Below are 22,752 nucleotides of genomic sequence, written 5' to 3' on the forward strand. Positions count from 1 at the left end.
GGATGGCCGACGTCGCGACAAAAATGTGACGCCAGTCACAAAGCGATTACACTCGCGAAAACGGATTCAGCCCTCAACTTTGCCGCTCGGCGGCCGATGACAGGGGCATTACAACGACGGATACCTGCCATGCGTAACAACCAGCCGGTCACCCAGCGTGAGCGTACCTTTCCTGCACAACAACGTCTGATATCCACTACCGACCTCAAGGGCCAGATCACCTACTGCAACGACGCCTTCGTCGATATCAGTGGTTTCAGCCGCGAAGAGCTGATGCGCGCGCCGCACAACATCGTGCGTCACCCGGACGTGCCGTCCGCCGTGTTCGACCACATGTGGACGACCCTGAAAAGCGGTCGCCCGTGGATGGGTATCGTCAAGAACCGCAGCAAGAATGGCGACCACTACTGGGTCAACGCCTACGTCACCCCGATGACCGAGAACAATCAGGTCGTCGGTTACGAATCCGTCCGCGTCAAACCTACAGCCGAACAGGTGCGCCGCGCCGAAGCGCTGTATGCACGTGTCAATGCCGGCAAGTCGGCCGTTCCTGCCAGCAATCAGTGGCTGCCCGTCGTACAGGCGTGGATGCCCTTCATTCTGGTCAGCCAGATCGGCTTCATGATCGGTCACTGGATCGGCAGCAACTGGGGCTTCATCCTTGCTGCCATGCTCTCCGTCCCGCTGGGGCTGGCCGGCATAGCCTGGCAGACCCGCGGCATCAAGCGCCTGCTGAAACTGGCCGAGCAAACCACTTCCGATCCATTGATCGCGCAGATGTACACCGACAGCCGCGGCGCCGAAGCGCGCCTGGAAATGGCCATGCTCAGCCAGGAGGCGCGCCTGAAAACCTGTCTCACCCGCCTGCAGGACACTGCCGAGCAACTGACCCAGCAGGCGCGTGAAGCCGACCAGCTGGCGCACAACAGTTCCGATGGCCTCGAGCGCCAGCGCCAGGAGACCGAGCAGGTCGCCACGGCAGTCAACGAAATGGCTGCCACCACCCTGGAAGTGGCCAGCAACGTTGCCCGCACCGCCATCGCCACTCAGGAAGCCAACCGCCTGACCGGCGAAGGCCGCACCATCGCCGCGGAAACCCGCGAAGCCATCCAGCGCCTGTCGCAATCGGTGGGTGATACCGGGGAAACCGTCACCCGCCTCGCCCAGGACAGCAACGAGATCGGCGGTGTGGTCGACGTGATCAAGGGCATTGCCGATCAGACCAACCTGCTCGCTCTCAACGCCGCCATCGAAGCCGCACGTGCCGGCGAAATGGGCCGCGGCTTCGCCGTGGTGGCCGACGAAGTTCGTTCCCTCGCCCAGCGCACCGCCGAATCCACAGAACAGATTCACGGCCTGATCGCCAAACTGCAACGTACTGCCGAAGAGGCCGTACTGACCATGGAAATCGGCCGCAAACAGGCCGACGAAGGCGTCGAACGCGTCCTCAAAGCCGATCAGGCGCTGTCCGGCATCAGTGACTCGGTCGCCAACATCGCCGACATGGCCAACCAGATCGCTGCGGCGGCGGAAGAACAAAGCGCCGTGGCCGACGAGATCAACCAGAACATCACCACCATCGCCCAACTGGCCGACCAGACCGCAGGCGAAGCGCAAAGCACCGCCAAACTCAGCGAAGCCCTGACCAAAACCGCACAGGGCCAATACGCACTGGTCGAACGCTTCAACCGTTGAAACAAAAGGCGCAGCGGCTCACCGCTGCGCCTTCTCCTCCCCGCCCCGCTTATGTGGGAGCGAGCTTGCTTACGATCTTCCCTGCACCCTTTCCAACCGTCCCCGCTTTCGCGTAACTGCCACTTGCCAGCGGTTATCCGACATGGTGTATAACCTCCCAAACACCCATCGCCTCGCTACCTCCCGCGAGCTGGAGAAGGATCTTGAAAATGGCCAGGAAGGTTATCCACCAAAATCGCCCGCAGGTTATGCGCCATTTGGTGGCTATTTATAGTTATGCTTTAACACTGTGATCATGAGAATACTTTCGATCTTAATTTGGGCGTTTTTTATTTCAGATGCGCTATCACAAGGCTTGAGTGTGCCCTACTCTACCTTCGGCCAAGATATACCTATAAAATTCGCTCCAATTATCATTTTGTTCCCATTCCTGTTTTTCTCACTTACACCTTTCTTGCAAAGAAAAAACACCGAAGAAAACTTATTCACCAAGACAGTCAAGAAAATATTTGGCACAGAAGCAACAAACAGATTCATTAAAGAACTTAGGTTTTATTGGCTGCTCACGGCGTTTTGCTTAACTCTCGGTATAAGTGGCGCTGCATCAACCTATCTGTCAACCCAATCACTTTCAGGATATTTAATTAGCGGATATTTTATTAGCGGCGGATTTGGCTTGATTGTTTCGTACCTGCTAAGCGTTAAGTCCCCACCAAAAGTGGCATAGCATAACAACTGGTTCAAACCGTTCGCTTCGCTCACTGGGACCAGCTAAAGCCCACCTCTTAACCAAACACCAGGCAAGCCCATGATTTCAACAGCTATAAAAATTATATTTAAAATCTCAGACATTCTAAGCTGGATTGCCTGCCTGTTTTTTGGGGCGCTTGCACTAAGCTACCCATTTATCAGTTTCAAATTAGCGGCAAGAGACCCAAGTTACGGATCAGCCAGCTTCATAATCACAGTTGTCGCAATATCAACTGCAATGACCGCACTATTCTATCTAAACACAAGAAGGAAATTTTTTGCGGCACCTATCATTTCGACATACTTCTTATGCCTTGCAATTTACAAATCAACCGCAATGCACTACACGGTTTCGGCGGTAATAATTTTTATTATTACAGCCCCGCTATTGCTTTCATATGTAGAAATGAAACTATTCAAAAAAGCGTAGCAAGTGGTTCAAACCGTTCGCTCCACTAACTGAGATGGGCTAAAACCCGCTACTTAGCTTAACGGCTAGTAACAATCCCAATGCCCTTCCCAACGCCCTTCTAAACGTTAAAGGCGTAGGCCCGACCGTCGTGCAGCGACTCGAATAGATCGGCATAAACTCCTTGCAGGAACTGGCCGAAGCCAGTGTCAGCGATATCGTCACCGCAGTAGCCGGTCAGTTGGGCTCCACCTGCTGGAAAAACAGCCCGCAAGCACGTGCGGCTATCCAGGCCGCCATCGATCTGGCCAAATCACGTAAGTAACTCCCTCTCTTTCACTGTGAAGGAACCCGGCATGCCAGCCCACGAGAAGATCAATTACGTCGAATATCCCAGCCGCGATCTGCCGGCCACCAAGGCCTTCTTCCAGGCCGTTTTCGGCTGGCGATTCACGGACTACGGTCCCGATTACGCCGCCTTCGCCGACGAAGGCCTGGATGGCGGTTTCTTCAGCGCCGAGATGTCCGCACGCAGCGATAACGGCAGCGCGCTGATCGTGTTCTACAGCGCACAGCTGGAAGACACTCTGGCCAAGGTCGAAGCTGCCGGTGGGGCAATCGTCAAACCGATCTTTTCCTTCCCCGGCGGCAGGCGCTTTCACTTCGTCGAACCGGGTGGCAACGAGTTTGCCGTATGGTCGGAGCCGGACGGTCAATAGTCGGCCCTCGGAACCCGCAGCCCCTGTTGCAACCGTCGTTCCCGCACAGGCGGGAACCCAGAACGGCTCTCCGGGCTCCCGCCCAAGCCGGAGTGACGCTGAGGACAACCCCTCACACAATGAGTGCTGGCGTGGCATATCCGTTTGACCCGCCGCCAACTCCGCCATTAACGTCCCAGTTTTTCCTCTCTCGGGCGAACATCGCCCTCGCCGGAGCTATGGAAGATCCCTGCATGAGTCAAGGAGGTACAAGATGCGCATCATGGTGATCGGTGCGAGCCGAGGTCTCGGCCGTGCATTGGTAGAAGATTTGTCGGAGGGCCACGAGTTGATCGGGATTTCACGCAGCCGCCCGGCCGATCTGGCCACCGATATCCAGTGGATCGAAGCGGATATGAGCGATCCGCTGCGGGCAGTAGAAGCCATCGAAGCACAGTCTCCGCAGCGCCTGGACGCGATCATCTACAACCTGGGGATCTGGGAAACTCGCGCGTTCGAGGATGACTACAGCTTTCTGCAGGACGATGACGCGCAGATTCTCGAGATGGTCAGCGTCAATATCGGCGCGACCTTGCTGCTGCTCAAACGCCTGCTACCGCGCCTGCTCGGCGGCGCCAAACCGCAATTGATCCTCACCGGCTCCACCTCGGCCCTGCCACAGAGCGGCCGCCCGGAAGTCACCTTCGGCGCCAGCAAGTTCGCCCTCAAAGGCATCGCCGAGACCCTGCGCGAAGGTTTTCGCGATCAGCGTCTGGCCGTTACCTGCCTGCAACTGGGCTATCTCAATACCCAGGATGGCTTGCAAACACCGGTTGAGCAGGCGGCGCGAAATGGCGAAGGTCAGCTAATTCCGCTGCACGATGTCGTCGCTCTGGTTCGAATGCTGCTAAGCCTGTCCGATGCCAGTTACGTGCGTGAGCTGGTGCTACCGGCCATTGCCGACGAGCGCTTTTGAACACCTGAGCACGCGAGGAAATCCGATGCCCGATCTTTCCGTCACTCTGACGACGCCACGTCTTGTCCTGCGCCCTCTGCAAGCAGCGGATGCTGCGGCGCTGTTCGCGATCTTTTCCGATCCGCAGGTCATGCAGTACTGGAACACGCCACCTTGGAACTCCAAAGTCGTGGCGCAGGACTTCATCCGCGCCGAGCAACAGGCCATGCGAGATGGCCAACGCCTGACCCTGGCTATCGTCGACAGGGAAAGCGCCGAGCTGATCGGCAAATGCCTGCTGTTCAACTATGAGCCGGAGTCGCGTCGTGCGGAGATCGGTTTTGGCATTGCCTCTTGCGCCTGGGGCAAGGGTTACGTTCAGGAAGCGGCCAGCGAGTTACTGCGCCATGGTTTCGAAGCTCTGGAGCTGAATCGTGTCGAGGCTGAAATCGACCCAACCAATACAGCCTCCGGACGCGCTCTTGAACGTTTGGGGTTCAGCCAGGAAGGCTTGCTGCGCCAACGCTGGATCATCGATGGACAGGTGTCGGACTCGGCACTCTACGGGCTGCTGAGCGAAGATTGGCGCAGCAGACATGATCACTGATGAGTCGTGAGCGAAAGGTATAACCATGCAGAGAATCGACCATATCCGCCTGATGGCGCGCTACAACAGCTGGATGAATGAACGGCTCTACACGGCGGCGTCCACCCTGCCCGACGAAGCGCTGATTGCCGAGCGTGGTGCGTTCTTTGGCTCGATACTCGGCACACTCAATCATCTGGTGGTGGCTGACCGTATATGGCTGGAGCGCTACACCGAACACCCGGCGAACTTCCAGGCATTGCAGGTACTTGCAGGGCTGGAAAAGCCTACGCGGCTGGATCAGCCGATGGCAGCGGATATACGCGCGCTCACCCTATTGCGCAGGCGCCTGGACGACTGCCTCGAAGCCCTGGCCACCGAGATGAGCGAAAATCAGCTGGATGAGCCACTGAACTACCGCAACATGAAGGGTGTGCCAGCACAGAAGCACTTCTTCGCCCTGCTGATGCACCTGTTCAACCACCAGACACATCACAGAGGCCAGGCGACGACACTGTTGAGCCAGGCCGGTGTGGATGTTGGGGTAACCGACCTGCTGGCGTTGATCCCTGACGAGCTTTGAGCGCTGGCCAAGCGCCTATCGCGCCTTGGCCTTCTCCAGCCTCAAAGCCCCGCCAGCTCCAGCCAGTGCACGTAGAAACCTTCAGCGACGCGATTCAGCGCGCTGACCTTCTCGTCCAGGCCTTCGCGCATCTCGGCGACGCTCTGCTGGCTGGGCTGGCTGGCATCGAGCAGGTGCGCCCAGTCGTCGAGCCACAGTTCAACCAACTCTTCGGTCATTTCCGGATGCCCTTGCAGGGCCAGTATCTTCTCGCCCCAGGCGAACCCCTGGTTGTCACACCAGCGGCTGCTCAGCAGGGGCTGGGCGCCGTCTGGCAGGGCGAAGGTGTCGCCATGCCACTGGAAGATACTGAACGACTCTGGCAAATACGCCAGCCAGGGGCTGCCAGCGGCTTGCGCACGACGTTCGATGATCTGCCAGCCGGCTTCGGTATAGGGCATACGGTGCACGCCGGCACCTAGTGCCTTGGCCAGCAGTTGGCCGCCCAAGCAGTGCCCGATGATGGGAATGTCACGCGCGATGAAACGCTGCAGCGCAGCCACTTCGTCGGCTATCCAGGGCAGCGGGTCGTTGACGCTCATCGGCCCGCCCATCACGGCAACCGCCTTGGGCCGCTCCAGGTCGTAACCGTGCAGTTCACCCAGGTCGACGCGCAGCACGTCGAAGCTACAAGCACGGGCCTGTAGCACCTGCGCCAGATGGGCTGGCGGGCAATAATCGATATGAGTCAGGATCAGAACATCGGCCATGAGCACCTCCGCCGCGCAGTCTGCGCGAGAAGGATTGGCAAGTCGAGGTGGGCTGAGAGTTGAAGCCACCGGCCGGACAGCCGGCCGATGGTCTTTACTGGCGAGTGCCGCTGCATTCGCCTCTAACGCATGGCTGACGCTTTCACCTCCTGCGTAACGCCCCAGCCATCCATCTTGCCGCCCAGCGGGACGACGATGGATTCCAGGTCATGTTCGAACTCGCCGATACCGGCATGGGTGGCGTACATCACTTTGCTGATCTGCAGGTGCCAGACGCCGTCCTCGCGGGCGGATATCTGGGCGTTGAGCGACTCGCCGCGAAAGTTCCTGGCCGCCATTCTGGCCCGTTCTTCGTCGGGAAAAATGGCGTAGAACTCGATCGGGTGAAACTGGGCGAAATCGAATCCCCCTTCTTTCATCCGACGCAGCACAGAAGTGCTGGAGTCTTCGTGGAAGGCTGTGCTCATAAACGACCCCCTCTCAGGCTATGGATGGATTAACCGCTTTCCCAATGCAACCGTCCCAAGGACGGTGTCGCGGCCCTGCCGAACGTCTCTAACAATGGATCTTAGAAACACCCGGACGGCGCCGCCCCGAGAATCGAGCAGGTGCTCGATGTGTCTACTGCAAGCGTATCGACGACTGCCCGGCAGAACGCCAGGCTGAAACCGTCTACACAAGAGTAGTCGCTGAATGAGGGGTTCGCGTCATGCAGAAAGCCTTTGTGACAAAGCCGGCGACCAGCGGCAACTGGCCAGCTCAGGCCAACGGCTAACGACTGAGCCAGGCCATCAACAGCCTGTTGATCCAGCCGGGTGTGATCTGCCCAAGATTGAAGAGCACACCGAACTGCAGCCCCACCGGGCGATGCACGGCGCTAGCGTGAGCCTGCTTCCAGGCCGCTTCGGCGATCTGCTCGGCCTCCAGGCGTACGCCCAGACGCTGCATCACCGCGGGACGCTGCGCCTGGCTGCGCACCATTGGCGTATCGACGAACGGCGGCATCAGGTCGCCGACGCGAATGCCATGCTCGCGCCACTCCAGCTCCAGCGCCTCGGTCAGCCCGCGTACGGCGAACTTGCTGGCCGAGTAGCTGGCCAGCTGCGGTACGCCGTAGAGTGCAGAGGCCGAGCCCATGTTGATCACCTGCGCCCCCGGCGTAGCCTTGAGGTAGGCAAAGGCCGCATGGCAGAGGTTGAGCACGCCGAGCACATTGATCTGTACCAGGCGCGTGTGCTGCTCCAGTTCGATGTCGACGAAGGCGCCGGTACGCAGGATGCCGGCACCATTGAACAGCAGGCGCAACTGGCCGCCACCTTGCGTGCAGAATTCGGCCACAGCTGCCTGTACTGCTGCGGCATCGACCACATCCAGCGGGGCGTGCCACGCGCCACCCAGCTCAGCGGCCAATGCGGCCAGCGCCACTTCATCGACATCGAGCAAGCCGACGCGCCAGCCCCGTGCGTGAAACAACCGCGCTGTGGCTGCGCCAATCCCTGATGCAGCGCCGCTGATAAGCATGTTGTTCATCACACACCCCGCTCACGAAGAAAGGCCACCACGCGTGCGATGGCGTAGTCCGCAGCGCGCAACATGCCGACATGCGCCTGAAAGACGTGCCACAGCCCCGGATAGCGCTCCAGACGCACATCCACTCCGGCCGCCTCGGCGCACTTTGCCAGGCGCAGGCTATCGTTCAGCAGCAACTCGTCTTCGCCTACCTGGATCAACGTCGGCGGTAGAAGGCTGAGGTCGGCGAACAGCGGCGACACACCCGGATCGTTGCGCGGCAGGTCGGCGGGGCAATACAGCTGCGCAGCCTGTTCGATCCAGCGTGGGTGGAGCAGCGGATCGCCGGTCGGCGGCTGGTGCATCTGCTCGCCGGTGAAGTCGGTGACCGGCGAGAAGCACACCAGTGCGGCAGGCGCCGGCAGGCCGAGCTCGATGATGCGCAGGCAACCGACCAGGCTCAGGTTGCCGCCCGCCGAGTCGCCGCCAATGGCGATCTGTTCGGGCCTATAGCCGGACTGCAGCAACGCCTGGTAAGCCGCCACCACGTCATCGCGCGCCGCCGGATAGGGATGCTCCGGGGCCAGGCGGTAATCCAGCGCGCAGACGTCCAGGGCGCCGCGCTTGGCCAGGCTGGCACAAATGCCCCGGTGCGTATCCGGCCCACCGATCATGAAAGCGCCGCCGTGCAGGTAGAGCAGCACGCTGCCGCTGCTGCCAGGTGGCCGATGCCACTCGCAAGGGCGCCCGGCCAGAGTCGCGGTGCTGCGGCTGACGCCGCGCGGCGTCAGGGTGATGGCGGTGAGCATACGCAGTACACGGCGCTGCCCCGACACAGGCATCGGCGGCCGCACCAGGCCGCGGAAAAACAGGCGCAGAAAGCCGCGCAACAGGCGGCGCAGCAGCATCTGCTCGGCGGCTGGGGCTCTGAAATCAGCGGACGCAGTCATAGTCGGCAAGCTCCGGAGTGCGGGTCATGAGGCGATAGGTGAAGGTGAAACCCGGCCAGTTGTTGGTGTGCTTGCCGGTGGCGGTCTGGTACCAGCTGTCGCAACCCTGTGCCCATATCGTTCGACGAGTCGCCTGCTGTAGCGCGGCGTTGTAACTGCGCTGCACCCTCGGGCGCAGGTCGAGATAGCGCAGCCGCTGCTCGCGCAATGCGCGCAGGCAGCCCAGCACGTAGGCGTACTGGCTCTCCAGCATGTAGAGAATGGAGTTGTGACCGAGGTTGGTGTTCGGCCCATAGAGCAGGAACAGATTGGGAAAGCCGCTGACGCTGATGCCCTTGTAAGCCTCGGCACCGTCCTTCCAGGCCTGGTTCAGGTCCACACCATCGAGGCCGCGAATACGCATCGGCGCGAGGAAATCGGTGGCGGTGAAGCCTGTGCCGTAGATCAGCACATCGCAGGGATGCTCACGACCATCGGCCGTCACCAGCGAATGCTCGCGCACCTCGCGAATCGCCGAGTCGACGATCTCGACATTGGCCTGTGCCAGCGCCGGAAAGTAGTCGTTGCTGATCAGGATGCGCTTGCAGCCCATGGGATAGTCCGGCTGCAACTGGGCACGCTTGCCGGCGTCAGGCATCTGTCGCCGCAGATGGCGGGTGAAGCTGTGGCGGAACAGGCGCATCAGCCAGGGAAAGCGGATGAAAGCGACCGCCCGCCCCTCGTGATGCAGGTACTGCAGCAGGCGGTCGACGCGCTGCCACAGGGGCCAACGCTGTTTCAGGGCGATTTCCCAGGGGCGATAACGGCGATCCGGCTTGGCCAGCACATAAGCGGCCGAGCGCTGGAACAGGCTCAGGCTGGCGACCTTCGGCTGGATCTGCGGCACGAACTGGATCGCCGACGCGCCAGTGCCGATCACCGCCACGCGTTTGCCGCTCAGGTCGAGATCATGTCGCCAGCGCGCCGAATGAAAGGCCTCTCCCCGGAAGCGCTCCAGGCCGGGCAGTTTCGGGTAGGCCGGCCGATTGAGCTGGCCGCAGGCACTGACCAGCGCCTGCGCTTCGATCACCTCACCTCCCGCCACTTCGACCCGCCAGACGCCGCGCGCGGCATCGAACTCGGCGCCCAGCACTTCGCTGTTCAGGCGGATATGCGGGCGCAGCCGGTGATTCTCCACGCACTGCAGGATGTAGGCATGGATTTCCGCCTGCGGCGCGAACTTGCGCGACCAGTCGTGCTTGGGTTCGAAGGAAAAGGAATACAGGTGCGAAGGTACGTCGCAGGCGGCGCCCGGGTAACTGTTGTCGCGCCAGGTACCGCCGACCTCACCGGCCTTCTCCAGTAACAGGAAGTCGTCCTCACCGGCCTTGCGCAACTGCATGGCAAGACCGACACCGGCAAAGCCGCTGCCGATGATCAGCACGCGCCAGGGCGCGTTCGTACGGGGGTTGTTGTGCATTGTAGTGACCCGTGCATGGCGATGAGCTGATGCTACTTGCCCCGCCCTGCCCGGGTTATGGCATAGTCGGTCAGAATATTGTGATTTCCGGACAACCTATGTCAGCGCCCTGGCCCGCACGACGCAGCATCATCAGCATCCAGCTGCTCACCCAACTGGGGCTCGACCTTGGCCTGAGCCTGGACAGGTGCCTGCATGAAACCGGGCTCAGCCCGATGCAACTGACCAGCCTGAGCGGGGAAATCGAAGCGCAGCGCGAACTGCAGTTGATCGCCAACCTGATCGAGGCGCTCCCCGCAGTCGAAGACCTAGGCCTGCAGGCCGGCCGCCGCTACCACGTGACCAGCTACGGTGCCTGGGGTTATGCGATTCTCAGCAGTGCCACGGCACGTCAGGCGGCCGAGCTGGGCCTGCGTTATCACGGCCTGACCTACGCCTTCACCCACATCAGCCTGAGCGTGGATGAAGCCGTCGCCAGCCTGAACTTCGACGACAACGCCCTGCCCCCAGGGCTGCATGATTTCATCGTGCAACGCGACATGCTCGGCGCTCTGGTGGTCGTGCGCGAACTCCTCGGCAGCACACTGCGGCTGCTGGACGTGGAATTGAGCCAGGCACCCCCTGCCGACGTTTCGCCCTTCATCGCCGCCTTCGGCCAGGCACCGCGTTTCGGCGCTCCGTGCAATCGAATGGGCTTTGCCGCCGACCTGCTGGACCACCCGCTGCCGCGGGCCAACCCACAACTGGTTAGCGCTTGCGAGCAACAATGCCAGGCAGTGCTGGCACGCCACCAATGGCACCAGGGCCTGGCCGGACGCGTACGCCAGTTGTTGCTGCAATCGCCAGCACAGATCGCCGACATGGAACAGGTCGCAGGCCGCCTGCACCTGAGCAGTCGTACCCTGCGTCGCCGCCTGATAGCAGAAGGCACCAGCTTCCGCGCCCTGCAGGACGAAGTGCGCCAAGCCCTGGCCGAGGACCTGCTCGCTGCAGGCGCCCTGAGCCTGGAGGAAATTGCCGAACGCCTGGGTTATGGCGAGCTGTCCAATTTCATCCATGCCTTCAAACGCTGGAAAGGCACCACGCCCGGGCGCTATCAGCGTGAAGCGGGGCTGCTGGCATAACTTTTTGCCAGTTTGAAAGTCATCTTCACGCTGACAAGCCGCCAACGCCGAGCTAGGGTGCCAGCCATGAACATCATCACGCTGCTCCTGCCCTATCAACCGCCGTGGAACTGGCAACAGTTCCACGCACACTTCGCACTGCGCGCGATTCCCGGCCTGGAATCTCTGAGCGCGGATAGCTATAGCCGCGGCTTCAGCATCGACGGTGTGCCCGGCTGGCTGCGGGTGACGCCGCTGCCTGGGCAGAATGCACTGGAACTGCGCTGCCGTATCGCATCCCCCGCTCACCTCGATCAACTGGAACAGCGCGTACGACGCATGTTCGATCTCGACAGCGAGCCCGAAACCATCGCCCGCCACCTGAGCACCGATGAACTGCTGGCACCGCTGCTGCTGCGCAACCCCGGCCTGCGCCTGCCGGTGGCCTTCGATCCGTTCGAGCAGGCAGTACGCGCCATCGTCGGCCAGCAGGTCACGGTCAAGGCGGCAGTCACCATAGTCGGGCGCCTGGTGCAGCGTGTCGGCACGCCGATCGAGACACCGCAAGCGCTGGGCATCAGCCGTCTGTTCCCCTCGCCGCAGGCGCTTGCCGAGGCCGATCTGGCCGGCATCGGCATGCCCGGCAAGCGTGTGCAGTGCCTGCAGCATTTCGCTATGCGCATTGCCGATGGCAGCCTCAAGCTCGACCTTCTAGACGGCAGCGCGGCGCTGATCGAGCGATTGTGCACCCTGCCCGGCATCGGCCCTTGGACGGCGGAGTACATCGCCCTGCGCGCCTTCGGTGAGGCCGATGCCTTTCCGGCCAGCGATCTGGGCCTGCTCAAGGCGCCGGTCTGGGGAATCGGCGGCATCGATCCGCGGCGCCTGAAAGCCCGCGCGGAAGCCTGGCGACCATGGCGGGCCTACGCTGCTGCGCATCTCTGGCATTGCTACTCGGGAGGCTGACCATGCATTACCGCCACCACGACAGCCCCATCGGGCCACTGTTCATCGCAGGCGACGAAAGCGGCCTGCAACTGCTGCTGATGGAGCTGGACAGCCGCCCCTGGCGCATCGAGGCAAGCTGGCGGCCCGCCGGCCGTGAGCTGGATGCCGTGTGCCGCCAGCTCGATGAATACTTCGCCGGCAAGCGCCGCCAGTTCGACCTGCGTCTGGCCCCCAAGGGCACGACCTTTCAACAGGCGGTGTGGCAGGCACTGCAAGCGATTCCCTACGGTCGCACCTGCAGCTATTCGGAGCTGGCGCACGTCATCGGCAAGCCGCAGGCCGTAAGAGCGGTGGGAGCGGCCAACGGTGCCAACCCGATCTCCATCATCGTGCCCTGTCATCGGGTGATCGGCCGCAATGGCAGCCTCACCGGTTATGCCGGCGGCTTGCCGCGCAAGCAGCAGTTGCTGGAGCTGGAGGGCGTGTGGCAGCCCGTGCAGGCGCAACTGGCTTGGTAGCCGCTTCTAAGGTGCAGGGATACGAGCGAGAGGTTCGGCGCGCGAGCGCAGTGGCAAAGAGAGGATCAGCCCCTCACCCGAAGCTGGGAAGATGCCGGTCAGGGCGGTGATGTTGACCTGATGTGAAACCAGCACCAGGGGCGCGCCACCGGGTAATTCGTTGATCAGGCGAATCAGCTCGGCGGTCTGCTCGGCACCATCCTCGGGCTGCCCGAAGAAGGAATCCAGTGCAGCGAAGGGGTGCACCGGGCCGCGCTGCATGCCGCTGGCGGTATCCAGCGCACGGCACCAGCGGCTGCTGAGCAAACGTGGTCGCTCGATGCCCTGACGCGCGAGCAGCTCGCCCCAGCGCCGGGCCTCGGTGCGTCCTTGCGCATTGAGGTTGCGCTGGGTTTCGCATTGCCCGAGACGAAAACTGGCCGGATCGCCGGTACCCGGCGCAGTGGCATGGCGCATGAGCAACACCGCGCGCCCTTCACGCAAGGCCTGCCAGGCATCGGCACTCTCTGCTGCTGTACCCCAGAGCGGCAGTAGCACCAGAGCGAACAGCCACAGGCGGCTCACAATCGGACGTTACCGCGCGGCCCCATCAGCGCCCAGAAGATCAGACCGAGCACGGGCAGCAGCGCGATCAGCAGAATCCATAGGACCTTGATCCCGGTCTCGGCGTTGCTCTTGATCACGTTGATGATGGCCCAGATATCCAGGGCCATGATGACCAGGCCGATCAGCCCGTTGAAGGTAGACCCCATGACGACACTCCCGTCTGAAAGGTTGCCTTCATAGGATAGTCGGCGGCGTGCGCCGGTTCCCTCACGCCTCCAGCCGAGGGAATCGGCTGGCGATATCGTCACCGGTGCGCTCCGGCGTCTCGTCACGCTCACTCAGGCGCAACACCAGCACATGCGGCTCCTCGCCCAGATCGAACCAGTGGCGGGTAGCGGCCGGCAAGGTCAGCAGATCGCCACGCTCGCCTTGCAGCAGGTAGACGTAGCCATCGAGATGCACGGCAAGTTGAGCGAAACCGCCGATGAACAACCAGGCGCTGGCCGAGGCCTGTACCTGCTCATCCAGGTAGCGAGCACGCAGCTCCAGCTTGTGCGGATGATTGCGCTGCAGGTTGAACACTTCCTGCTGCACATGCCCCTCCTTGCCCATGAACGCCTGCAGCCAGAGACCGTAAGCCGCATCGAACTCCGCCTGCTCGCAGCCGGGGCGTAATGCAGCCGGCAGTTCTACCCGGCGGTAGTCGATGCCCACCGCCGCCAGGGTACTGGCGATGTCATCGGCGTGGTTCAGTACCTTGTTCGGCAGTTCCGGTGAGGTGTGCAGATGGACGGCGAGGCTGCTCATGAAGGATTCACTCGATTCAGGGCCGCTCGGGCGGCAGACGGGTGGCAATGACGTAGGCTGCGAGCAAGGCTACCAGACTGGCGATGGCGAAGGTCCAGGCCGGGCCCAGGCTCTTCCAGCTGTAACCGGCATACAGCGCGCCAAGCGCACCGCCGATGCCGGCCAGGCTGACGTAGAGCGCCTGGGCCTGCCCCTGCTGGCGGTCGGCGAAACTGCGTTGCACGAAGTGGATGCACCCGGCATGGAAGGCGCCGAAGGTAGCGGCGTGCATGCACTGAGCCAGCAGCAACACCGGCAGGTACTGGGGCAGACTGCCCAGAAGCAGCCAGCGTACGGCGGTGATCAGGAAGCTGGCCAGCAACACCGCGCGCAGCGAGTAACGCTGCAGCAGCCGGGCCATGACCAGAAACAGGAGTATCTCCGCTACCACCCCCAGCGCCCAGAACAGACCGATGGCGCCGCGGCTGTAGCCAACGCCCTCCAGATGCAGGGTGAGGAAGGTGTAGTACGGACCATTGCTCAACTGCATCAGCCCAACGCAGATATAGAACGCGAGGATGCCGGGGCGCCGCAACTGGCGCACAAACCCCTCAGGCTCCAGCGTGCTCGGGCGCAGCACAGGCTCGGCATTGGGCACCCAGAAACTGCTGATGAGGATACCTGCCATGATCATCAGCAACGCGGCCGGGTACGCATCCAGGCTCAGCCACTCGAACAGCAGGCCAAGACCGACCACGGCGACGATGAAACCAATGCTTCCCCACAGGCGAATCTGGCTGTAACGCGCCGCCTGCTCACGCAGATGCGCCAGGGTGATGACTTCGAACTGCGGCAGCACGGCATGCCAGAAGAAGGCATGGCTGGCCATGATCAGCGCCAGCCAGGCATAGCTCTGATCGAGGAAGATGCCGGCGAAGCAAAGCAGCGTACAGAGCGCGCCGAGGCGCACGATGAGCAGGCGCTGGCCGGTGTGGTCACCCAGCCAACCCCACAAGTTCGGCGCCAGGCAGCGCATCAGCATGGGAATGGCGATCAGCTCGCCGATGCGCGCCGGGGAAAAGCCCAGGTGGTCGAAGTACAACGCCAGGAACGGCGCCGTGCCCCCGAGCAGGGCGAAGTAGCAGAAGTAGAAACCGGACAGCCGCCAGTACGGCAGGGCCGCGCTCATGCCGCCGCCCGGATCACAGCTGCGGCAGCACCGGCGTGGTGACGCGCACGTCGGCGTTCTGCGCGCGGTGACGCAGCAGGTGATCCATCAGCACGATGGCCATCATTGCCTCGGCGATCGGCGTGGCGCGGATACCCACGCAAGGGTCGTGACGGCCCTTGGTGATGACGTCCACCGGGTTGCCGTCGATGTCGATGGAACGCCCCGGCGTGGTGATGCTGGAGGTCGGCTTGAGCGCCAGGTGGGCGACGATCGGCTGGCCGCTGGAGATGCCGCCAAGAATGCCGCCGGCGTTGTTGGAGAGGAAACCTTCCGGGGTCAGCTCGTCGCGATGCTCGGTGCCGCGCTGGGCAACGCAGGCAAAGCCGGCACCGATCTCCACGCCCTTGACCGCGTTGATACTCATCAGCGCGTGGGCCAGCTCGGCGTCGAGGCGGTCGAAAATCGGCTCGCCGAGCCCCGGCATCACCCCTTCGGCAACCACGGTGATCTTCGCGCCGACCGAATCCTGGTCACGGCGCAGCTGATCCATGTAGGCCTCCAGCTCCGGCACCTTGTCCGGGTCGGGGCTGAAGAAGGCGTTCTCCTCCACCGAATCCCAGGTCTTGAAAGGGATTTCGATGGGGCCGAGCTGGCTCATGTAGCCACGGATGACGATGCCCTGGCTGGCCAGAAACTTCTTGGCGATGGCACCGGCCGCCACACGCATGGCGGTCTCGCGCGCCGAGCTGCGGCCGCCGCCACGGTAGTCGCGGATGCCGTATTTGTGATGGTAGGTGTAGTCGGCGTGCGCCGGGCGGAACAGATCCTTGATCGCCGAATAGTCCTTGGACTTCTGGTCGGTATTGCGGATCAGCAGGCCGATGGAGCAACCGGTGGTCTTGCCTTCGAACACGCCGGAGAGGATTTCCACCTCGTCGGCTTCCTGGCGCTGCGTCGTGTGGCGGCTGGTGCCCGGCTTGCGGCGGTCGAGGTCGCGCTGCAGGTCTTCCAGGGAAATCTCGACACCGGGCGGGCAACCGTCGACGATGGCGACCAGCGCCGGGCCATGGCTTTCGCCAGCGGTGGTGACGGTGAACAGCTTGCCGTAGGTATTGCCGGACATGGGAAGACGCTCCGCGAGATTCAGCATCGGCCTGCCACTGCGCAGGCCCGATTCACAAGGTGGGCGAGTATACCTGCCACCTACTTGCAGTTCACCCCGAACCTTGCTCGTTCGGATGCGTCCAATGCCAGTCTGCCACTACCCTACCCTCATCATGCTGCGAGCCCTGCTCTTGTCCCTCACCCTGATCACCACCCTGGCCCAGGCCAACACCACCCGCCAACAGCCCATCAGCCTCGACACCGACCAGGGCACTCTGTACGGCAGCCTGCTCGTGCCGCAAAGCGACAAGCCGCTGCCAGTGGCGCTGCTGATCGCCGGCTCCGGCCCCACGGACCGCGACGGCAACAATCCCGAGGGTGGTCATAACGATGCGCTGAAAAAGCTGGCTCAGGTCCTGGCGCGCAATGGCGTCGCCAGCCTGCGCTACGACAAGCGCGGCGTGGCCGCCAGCCGTGCCGCGACGCCGGATGAAAAGGACCTCAGCGTCGAGCGCTACGTGGCCGACGCTGAAGGTTGGGCCAGGCTGCTCCGGGACGATCCACGCTTCGACCGGCTGATTCTCATCGGCCACAGCGAGGGCGCGCTGATCGCCAGTCTGGCCGCGCCTGCCAGCCAGGCCGACGCGCTGGTGTCGATCGCCGGTCCCGCCTACCCCATCGGCCAGGTGCTGGACATGCAACTGGCCATGCGTCTGCCATCGCCGTTGCTGGACGAAAGCCGGCACATCCTCGCCAATCTGATTCGCGGCAAGCTGCAGCCGAAAGTGCCCAAGGAGTTGCAGGTGGTGTATCGGCCGAGCGTGCAGCCCTACCTGATCAGCCTGCTGCGCCAGGACCCGGCGGAGAACTTCGCCGCGCTGCAAATGCCCGCCCTGATCGTGCAGGGCACCCACGACGCACAGGTCAGCCCGGATAACGCCGAGGCGCTCAAGCAGGCCAAACCCGATGCCGAACTGGCATTGATTCCCGGCATGAACCACGTCATGCGTATCACACCGGCGGCCTGGAACGAACAGGTAGCGTCCTATGACGATCCGCAGCTACCCTTGGCACGTGCGCTGGGCGAGCGGATCGTCGCCTTTATTCGCTCCAGTGCTGAGGAAAATGGCCGATAACGCAGCGAAGGCCACCGAACAGTACACAGGACGCCCATGAGCGAAAACCCAGCCCCGCAGGCACAAGCCGCCGAAGCCGAAGCAGCTGCAGGCGAAACGCCCGCTGCAGCGCACCCCTGGTCTGACCTGCCAGCCGAGCAGTTCAGCCTGCTGCGTCTGGCGCCGCTGCCCGTCGACCGTGAAACCGGGCCGCGGCCGCTGCGCTTCGTCCAGCTCGGCCGGGTAGAACGGCATGCCAAGGACATCAGCCTGTTGCGTCTGACCATCCAGATCCCCGGCCAGCGCCTGCATCGTCAGACCAACCTGCTGGAAGTCTGGGCCGATCATCAGAACAAGGAGGTTCGCTTCGGTCCGGACAAGGGCTTGAGCGTGGAGCCGGCCAACCGAGGCCTGGGGCGTTTTCTCATGGCTCAGGGCATCGCCTGGGCACGCAAGCATTACGCACACTATCAGGTAGAAGGCGGCGCCCTGCCGACCAAGGACAACTTCAACGAGGCCGCTCGCGCCCGCCGTGATCACGCGCTGAAGGCGCAGGGCTTCACCATCGAGTACAGCGACCCGCTGCAGCTCAAGCCGTTCTACAGCGCGCCGCGAGTCAGCTCGCTGCACGGCGACTGGCATGCCGAAAAGGTGCAGATCGTCGAGTTGCTCGACGCCGCCGCAATGCTCCAGCAGGCCGACCAGACGCTGCAGGAGCAGGACGTCAAGCTGCGCAAACTGGAAGATCGGGTCGATCGCCTCAAGCGCGAAGACAGCGGCCTGCGCTTCACCATCACCTGCCTGGTGGCGTTCAGCCTTTTTCAGGCCGGCCTGCTGATCTGGATCGCCACACGCTGATTCATCGCGGCTGAAGCCGCTCCTACAGCCCGTAGGGCGGATCGCGCTCTATCGATCCACCGTTGTGGTGGATATAAAAAGCGACATCCACCCTACGCAGCTAAGCGCCCCCTGTAGGAGCGGCTTCAGCCGCGAAAAATATCGATCAGCCCTTGACTCGCGAACGAAACAGCGCCTGATGCTCACGGCACTGCTTGGCCGCCAGCAGGAACACGCCATGCCCGCCGCGCTGGAAGTCCAGCCAGGTGAAGTCCACCTCCGGATACAGCGCCTCGACGTGCACCTGGCTGTTGCCCACTTCGACGATCAGAACGCCACGCTCGGTCAGGTGATCGGCCGCTTCGGCCAGCATGCGGCGCACCAGATCCAGCCCATCATCGCCACAGGCCAGGCCCATCTCAGGCTCGTGCTGGTATTCGGCCGGCATGTCGGCGAAATCCTCGGCATCGACATAGGGCGGATTGGAGACGATCAGGTCGAAACGCTGCCCCGGCAGCTCGGCGAAGCCATCGCCCTGCACGCAGTAGACCCGCTCCTCCAGCCCATGGCGCTCGATATTGAGGTTGGCCACCTCCAGCGCATCGAACGACAGGTCGCCCAGCACCACTTCTGCCTCGGGGAATTCGTAGGCGCAGGCGATGCCGATGCAGCCGGAGCCAGTGCACAGGTCGAGGATGCGCGCAGGCTCGGCAGGCAGCCACGGAGAGAAGTGGCAATCGATCAACTCGGCGATCGGCGAGCGCGGCACCAGCACGCGCTCATCGACCACGAAAGGCAGGCCGCAGAACCAGGCTTCGCCGAGCAGATAGGCGGTAGGAACGCGCTCTTCGATACGACGCTTGAGCAATGCCTGCAGATGGGCATGCTCGTCATCTTCCAGACGGCAGTCGAGGTAGGCGTCGGAGATTTCCCAGGGCAGGTGCAATGCACCGAGCACCAGTTGGCGCGCCTCATCCCAGGCATTGTCGGTGCCGTGCCCGAAAAACAGCTGTTCGGCCTGAAAACGGCTGACGGCCCAACGGATGTAATCACGCAGAGTGCGTAAACGGGTGGTGAGAGCGGTCACGGGCGGCCTCCGGAAGAAAAGTGCGGAAGTTTAGCCCAGTGCGGTAGCCAGCGCATGAACGTCGGGTTAACGAAGGCTCATGGACCTTTATGCTTTTCGCGCGCTGCATCGTCGTCAGGGCGGCGCAACTCGCGCAGCACGGCGACCGATACGGCGATGGAAAACAAAAGCCAGAAATGCGGGGACAACTGCGACAAAAGTGACATGGCAACTCCTTTTGCGTACGACCCCAACTCCTTCGGGGCAGTTCCGATTCTGCTCCGGCTCCATGCGCCGAGCAAGCATTGACGCAGATAGAGGTTCACAGACCGCTCTGGCAAGCGGACAATGGCACATCATCACCATCAGCCAGGAGCCCGAGATGTCCCATCCGCAAACCATGTTCCAGCTCACCGGTCGTGGCCACGCACCGGCCAGCCTGAGCAATGCGACCTTGCTGATCATCGATGCCCAGGAAGAGTACCGCAGCGGCGTACTGGCGCTTCCCGGCCTGGATCCGGCATTGGCGGAGATCGCCAGCCTGCTGGCCGCTGCCCGTGCAGCCGGCACCGACATCGTTCACGTCAAGCACCTCGGCATTCCCGGCGGTCTGCTCGACCCCAGCGGCCCGCGCGGCCGCCACCTGCCCGAGGCAGCGCCGCTGGCCGGCGAGATCATCGTGGAGAAACGCCTGCCCAACGCCTTCGCCGGCACCGAGCTGCATGATCGCCTGCAGGCGCTGGGCCATCTCGACCTGATCGTCTGCGGTTTCATGACTCACTCCAGTGTCAGCACCACGGTACGTGCAGCCAAGGACTATGGTTATCGCTGCACACTGGTCGATACCGCTTGCGCCACCCGCGACCTGCCTGCGCCGAATGGCAGCGTGATCGACGCCGCCGAAGTGCATCGCATCGAAATGATCGCCCTCGGCGACAACTTCGCCACCCTCGTGCCTAACGCCAAATCGCTGGTGTGAAAGCGGTAGCAGTATCACCAGCGCTGCGGAACCCGAACGCGACCAGCCGGTCATACCGCCGATAAGCCAAAGGAAATCGGAATGAAGCTGTCCGACGATTTCGATGCACGCCGTCTGCGTCCGCGCCAGCCGAAACACTGGCGCCTGCGTATCGGTGCCGGGCTAGGCGCCCTGCTCGCCGCCTTCGGCATCCTCCTGTCCATGGCCGGCGTCGCTTCGCTGGCAGGTCGTGCGCCGGTACTGGGTACGCTCAATGACTCCACTGGCGAGGCCATTGTTCTGCTGCTGCTCGGCCTGTTTCTGCTGTGGGCCGGCATCGCCTTCTGGCGTCGCTGTCGCCGGCGCCTGCGTCGCCCCAGCGACCTGAGCCTGTCGCCAGGACTGATGAAAAAGCGAGACTGACCGCCCTCAGCGGCAGGGGAAATAGCCCGACGGCCACCTTTAACGTCGCACAACGATGGCCCACAGGCTGGACAGCCCCTAAAATGGGAGTCTGTTTCGCGGAGCCACCGATGCAAGACGACGACTTTTCTCTGTTCCAGGCCGAGCTGCGCGGCGTCAAGCCGCTCAAGCACGACCGCGCCGACACCGGCAAACCCAAACCCGATCGCAAGCAGTTCAACACCCTGCGCCAGGCTGCGACCGTCAGCCAGAGCGAGATCAAGGTGGATGGCCTGTCCGACCAGTTCGTCATCGACGTCGGCGCCGAGGACGCCCTGTACTGGGCTGCCAATGGCATGCAGGAAGGGCAGATGCGCAAGCTCAAGCTTGGCCAGATTCCATTCGACGGCAGCCTCGACCTGCACGGCATGAGCGTCGAGAAGGCGCGCGACACGCTTTGGGAATTCCTGGCCGAGGCTACCAAGCTGGAGATTCGCTGCGTGCGCGTCACCCACGGCAAGGCGGTGCGCATGGACGGGCGCAAGCCCATGATCAAGAGCCACGTCAACACCTGGTTGCGCCAGCACCCGCAGGTGCTGGGCTTCAGCTCCTGTCTGGCCAAACACGGCGGTACCGGCGCGGTTTACATCATCCTCAAACGCACCATGATGGATGGTCGCGACGAGTAACCCGGTACGCATCGGCCCTGACACTCTTGTCAGGCTCATAATGGCGCCCTACCCTGCGCCCATTCGACACCCAACAGGATTTTCCATGTCCCTGGAACAACAGTACACCGCGATCCTCGGCCAGCTCGGTGAGGACGTATCCCGCGAAGGCCTGCTGGACACGCCCAAACGCGCCGCCAAAGCCATGCAGTACCTCTGCCGCGGCTACCAGCAGACGCTCGAGGAAGTGACCAATGGCGCGCTGTTCAGCTCCGACAACAGCGAAATGGTGCTGGTCAAGAACATCGAGCTTTACTCGCTGTGCGAGCACCACATGCTGCCGTTCATCGGCAAGGCGCACGTAGCCTACCTGCCCAACGGCAAGGTGCTCGGCCTGTCCAAGGTGGCGCGCATCGTCGACATGTACGCCCGCCGTCTGCAGATCCAGGAAAACCTCAGCCGCCAGATCGCCGAAGCGGTCGCGCAGGTCACCGGCGCCCTCGGCGTGGCGGTGGTCATCGAAGCGCAGCACATGTGCATGATGATGCGCGGCGTGGAGAAGCAGAATTCCTCCATGGTCACTTCGGTGATGCTCGGCGAATTCCGCAGCAACCCGGCGACCCGCGGCGAATTCCTCAATCTGGTTCGCTGATCCCGCTCAAGACGACGGCCGCTCACTTCGGTGAACGGCCGTCGGCATTTCAGGAGTTAGAAAGATGTTGATCAAAGTCCTTCGAATCGGCCTGGGCCAGCTGGTCGTGTTCGCCGACTGGGTCAGCCGTCCGCGCAAGCTCAAGCGCAGCCCCGAGGCACAAGCCGAAGTCGAGCGTGCCACGGCCAACCTGGCGCTGTACCAGTTCCACGCCTGCCCGTTCTGCGTCAAGGTACGGCGCACCCTGCACCGCCTCAATCTGCCGGTGCAATTGCGCGACGCCAAACACGACGGCGAGCACCGCCAGTCGCTGGAGCAGCAAGGCGGCCGCATCAAGGTGCCGTGCCTGCGCATCGAGGAAAACGGCCAGAGCACCTGGCTGTACGAGTCCAAGGCGATCATCGCCTATCTGGATCAGCGCTTCGCGAACTGATGCCTTAAGGTGGGTCTCCACCATTGCGGCGGATCGTAGCCCGGATGCAATCCGGGAGCTCTGGAACGGCTTTCGCGGCTGAAGCCGCGCCTACACGAGCGG

General features: G+C 62.7%; 28 protein-coding genes and 1 pseudogene. 17 read left to right on the forward strand and 12 right to left on the reverse strand.

Annotation, left to right across the window (positions count from 1 at the left end; genetic code table 11):
• Positions 1 to 129 precede the first annotated feature (129 nt).
• From DXK50_RS05160 to DXK50_RS05190, 7 genes and pseudogenes are all read left to right on the forward strand, one after another.
• Positions 130 to 1,695: a methyl-accepting chemotaxis protein gene (locus tag DXK50_RS05160; protein ID WP_212629587.1), complete on the forward strand. Its 1,566-nt coding sequence runs from the start codon at positions 130 to 132 to the stop codon at positions 1,693 to 1,695.
• Positions 1,696 to 1,990: 295 nt separating this feature from the next.
• Positions 1,991 to 2,422, forward strand: coding sequence for a hypothetical protein (locus DXK50_RS05165; protein WP_212629588.1), 432 nt, complete (start codon positions 1,991 to 1,993; stop codon positions 2,420 to 2,422).
• 547 nt (positions 2,423 to 2,969) lie between these two features.
• Positions 2,970 to 3,179, forward strand: a pseudogene (locus DXK50_RS05170) (helix-hairpin-helix domain-containing protein); the annotation flags it as partial.
• A gap of 31 nt (positions 3,180 to 3,210) precedes the next feature.
• Positions 3,211 to 3,573 carry a VOC family protein gene (locus DXK50_RS05175; RefSeq protein ID WP_212629589.1) on the forward strand — a complete coding sequence of 121 codons (363 nt, stop codon included), beginning with the start codon at positions 3,211 to 3,213 and terminating at the stop codon, positions 3,571 to 3,573.
• Positions 3,574 to 3,826: 253 nt separating this feature from the next.
• On the forward strand, positions 3,827 to 4,528 hold the full coding sequence (locus DXK50_RS05180) for an SDR family oxidoreductase (protein WP_212629590.1): 702 nt from the start codon (positions 3,827 to 3,829) through the stop codon (positions 4,526 to 4,528).
• Between the two features lie 25 nt (positions 4,529 to 4,553).
• On the forward strand, positions 4,554 to 5,114 hold the full coding sequence (locus DXK50_RS05185; RefSeq protein WP_212629591.1) for a GNAT family N-acetyltransferase: 561 nt from the start codon (positions 4,554 to 4,556) through the stop codon (positions 5,112 to 5,114).
• A gap of 25 nt (positions 5,115 to 5,139) precedes the next feature.
• Positions 5,140 to 5,676 (forward strand): DinB family protein, encoded by a 537-nt coding sequence (locus tag DXK50_RS05190; protein WP_212629592.1) that lies wholly within the window; start codon positions 5,140 to 5,142, stop codon positions 5,674 to 5,676.
• Positions 5,677 to 5,717: 41 nt separating this feature from the next.
• Here the strand turns inward: DXK50_RS05190 and DXK50_RS05195 are convergent, their stop codons facing one another.
• The 5 genes from DXK50_RS05195 to DXK50_RS05215 all read right to left on the reverse strand — a co-directional run bounded on the left by DXK50_RS05195 (position 5,718) and on the right by DXK50_RS05215 (position 10,343).
• Positions 5,718 to 6,425, reverse strand: coding sequence for a type 1 glutamine amidotransferase (locus tag DXK50_RS05195; RefSeq protein WP_212629593.1), 708 nt, complete (start codon positions 6,423 to 6,425; stop codon positions 5,718 to 5,720).
• 122 nt (positions 6,426 to 6,547) lie between these two features.
• Positions 6,548 to 6,892: a ribonuclease E inhibitor RraB gene (locus DXK50_RS05200; RefSeq protein ID WP_024307795.1), complete on the reverse strand. Its 345-nt coding sequence runs from the start codon at positions 6,890 to 6,892 to the stop codon at positions 6,548 to 6,550.
• 304 nt (positions 6,893 to 7,196) lie between these two features.
• The gene (locus DXK50_RS05205; protein ID WP_212629594.1) at positions 7,197 to 7,955 is read right to left on the reverse strand and encodes an SDR family oxidoreductase; all 759 of its coding nucleotides are present in this window, start codon (positions 7,953 to 7,955) and stop codon (positions 7,197 to 7,199) included.
• On the reverse strand, positions 7,955 to 8,884 hold the full coding sequence (locus DXK50_RS05210; RefSeq protein ID WP_212629595.1) for an alpha/beta hydrolase: 930 nt from the start codon (positions 8,882 to 8,884) through the stop codon (positions 7,955 to 7,957). Before DXK50_RS05210 ends, DXK50_RS05205 begins: the two co-directional genes overlap by 1 nt.
• Entirely contained in the window at positions 8,868 to 10,343 is a 1,476-nt protein-coding gene (locus DXK50_RS05215) for a flavin-containing monooxygenase (protein WP_212629596.1), read from the reverse strand. The genes DXK50_RS05210 and DXK50_RS05215 overlap by 17 nt, the downstream gene beginning before the upstream one ends.
• Positions 10,344 to 10,441: 98 nt before the next feature.
• On the opposite strand from DXK50_RS05215, the gene DXK50_RS05220 reads away from it, so the two are divergent.
• The 3 genes from DXK50_RS05220 to DXK50_RS05230 all read left to right on the forward strand — a co-directional run bounded on the left by DXK50_RS05220 (position 10,442) and on the right by DXK50_RS05230 (position 12,912).
• A complete protein-coding gene (locus tag DXK50_RS05220; RefSeq protein ID WP_249186698.1) occupies positions 10,442 to 11,467 on the forward strand; it encodes an AraC family transcriptional regulator in 1,026 nt (341 codons plus the stop codon).
• Positions 11,468 to 11,533: 66 nt separating this feature from the next.
• On the forward strand, positions 11,534 to 12,412 hold the full coding sequence (locus DXK50_RS05225) for a DNA-3-methyladenine glycosylase family protein (RefSeq protein WP_212629598.1): 879 nt from the start codon (positions 11,534 to 11,536) through the stop codon (positions 12,410 to 12,412).
• Between the two features lie 2 nt (positions 12,413 to 12,414).
• Complete coding sequence (locus DXK50_RS05230; RefSeq protein WP_212629599.1) at positions 12,415 to 12,912, forward strand: methylated-DNA--[protein]-cysteine S-methyltransferase; 498 nt, start codon at positions 12,415 to 12,417, stop codon at positions 12,910 to 12,912.
• A 6-nt stretch (positions 12,913 to 12,918) separates the two neighbouring features.
• Here DXK50_RS05230 and DXK50_RS05235 read toward each other — a convergent pair whose 3' ends face one another.
• From DXK50_RS05235 to aroC, 5 genes are all read right to left on the reverse strand, one after another.
• Positions 12,919 to 13,476 (reverse strand): histidine phosphatase family protein, encoded by a 558-nt coding sequence (locus DXK50_RS05235; protein WP_349292089.1) that lies wholly within the window; start codon positions 13,474 to 13,476, stop codon positions 12,919 to 12,921.
• Entirely contained in the window at positions 13,473 to 13,664 is a 192-nt protein-coding gene (locus DXK50_RS05240; RefSeq protein ID WP_212629600.1) for a PLD nuclease N-terminal domain-containing protein, read from the reverse strand. The genes DXK50_RS05235 and DXK50_RS05240 overlap by 4 nt, the downstream gene beginning before the upstream one ends.
• Before the next feature lie 61 nt (positions 13,665 to 13,725).
• Entirely contained in the window at positions 13,726 to 14,265 is a 540-nt protein-coding gene (locus DXK50_RS05245) for an acireductone dioxygenase (RefSeq protein WP_212629601.1), read from the reverse strand.
• A 16-nt stretch (positions 14,266 to 14,281) separates the two neighbouring features.
• Entirely contained in the window at positions 14,282 to 15,433 is a 1,152-nt protein-coding gene (locus tag DXK50_RS05250) for an MFS transporter (RefSeq protein WP_212629602.1), read from the reverse strand.
• Positions 15,434 to 15,446: 13 nt separating this feature from the next.
• Positions 15,447 to 16,538, reverse strand: coding sequence for a chorismate synthase (aroC, locus tag DXK50_RS05255; RefSeq protein ID WP_212629603.1), 1,092 nt, complete (start codon positions 16,536 to 16,538; stop codon positions 15,447 to 15,449).
• A 124-nt stretch (positions 16,539 to 16,662) separates the two neighbouring features.
• On the opposite strand from aroC, the gene DXK50_RS05260 reads away from it, so the two are divergent.
• On the forward strand, positions 16,663 to 17,655 hold the full coding sequence (locus DXK50_RS05260; RefSeq protein WP_212629604.1) for an alpha/beta hydrolase: 993 nt from the start codon (positions 16,663 to 16,665) through the stop codon (positions 17,653 to 17,655).
• A 36-nt stretch (positions 17,656 to 17,691) separates the two neighbouring features.
• Positions 17,692 to 18,492 carry a hypothetical protein gene (locus DXK50_RS05265; protein ID WP_212629605.1) on the forward strand — a complete coding sequence of 267 codons (801 nt, stop codon included), beginning with the start codon at positions 17,692 to 17,694 and terminating at the stop codon, positions 18,490 to 18,492.
• Positions 18,493 to 18,637: 145 nt separating this feature from the next.
• On the opposite strand, the gene prmB is transcribed toward DXK50_RS05265, so the two are convergent.
• Both prmB and DXK50_RS25135 read right to left on the reverse strand, forming a co-directional pair.
• The gene (prmB, locus tag DXK50_RS05270; RefSeq protein ID WP_161865343.1) at positions 18,638 to 19,558 is read right to left on the reverse strand and encodes a 50S ribosomal protein L3 N(5)-glutamine methyltransferase; all 921 of its coding nucleotides are present in this window, start codon (positions 19,556 to 19,558) and stop codon (positions 18,638 to 18,640) included.
• A gap of 77 nt (positions 19,559 to 19,635) precedes the next feature.
• Positions 19,636 to 19,764 (reverse strand): hypothetical protein, encoded by a 129-nt coding sequence (locus tag DXK50_RS25135; RefSeq protein ID WP_268870299.1) that lies wholly within the window; start codon positions 19,762 to 19,764, stop codon positions 19,636 to 19,638.
• A gap of 155 nt (positions 19,765 to 19,919) precedes the next feature.
• Here DXK50_RS25135 and DXK50_RS05275 point away from each other — a divergent pair, with 155 nt between their 5' ends.
• From DXK50_RS05275 to DXK50_RS05295, 5 genes are all read left to right on the forward strand, one after another.
• Positions 19,920 to 20,516, forward strand: a complete 597-nt coding sequence (locus DXK50_RS05275) for a cysteine hydrolase family protein (protein WP_161865344.1) — start codon at positions 19,920 to 19,922, stop codon at positions 20,514 to 20,516.
• 81 nt (positions 20,517 to 20,597) lie between these two features.
• Entirely contained in the window at positions 20,598 to 20,918 is a 321-nt protein-coding gene (locus DXK50_RS05280; protein ID WP_161865345.1) for a hypothetical protein, read from the forward strand.
• A gap of 110 nt (positions 20,919 to 21,028) precedes the next feature.
• Positions 21,029 to 21,586, forward strand: coding sequence for a Smr/MutS family protein (locus DXK50_RS05285; RefSeq protein WP_090430735.1), 558 nt, complete (start codon positions 21,029 to 21,031; stop codon positions 21,584 to 21,586).
• Positions 21,587 to 21,671: 85 nt separating this feature from the next.
• Positions 21,672 to 22,217 carry a GTP cyclohydrolase I FolE gene (gene folE / locus DXK50_RS05290; protein WP_024307778.1) on the forward strand — a complete coding sequence of 182 codons (546 nt, stop codon included), beginning with the start codon at positions 21,672 to 21,674 and terminating at the stop codon, positions 22,215 to 22,217.
• A gap of 64 nt (positions 22,218 to 22,281) precedes the next feature.
• Complete coding sequence (locus DXK50_RS05295; RefSeq protein ID WP_212629606.1) at positions 22,282 to 22,650, forward strand: glutathione S-transferase N-terminal domain-containing protein; 369 nt, start codon at positions 22,282 to 22,284, stop codon at positions 22,648 to 22,650.
• Positions 22,651 to 22,752 lie beyond the last annotated feature (102 nt).

The organism is Pseudomonas sp. KB-10 (genome assembly GCF_018221585.1).
In the GTDB taxonomy this organism is placed as follows: Bacteria; Pseudomonadota; Gammaproteobacteria; order Pseudomonadales; family Pseudomonadaceae; genus Aquipseudomonas; species Aquipseudomonas yangonensis.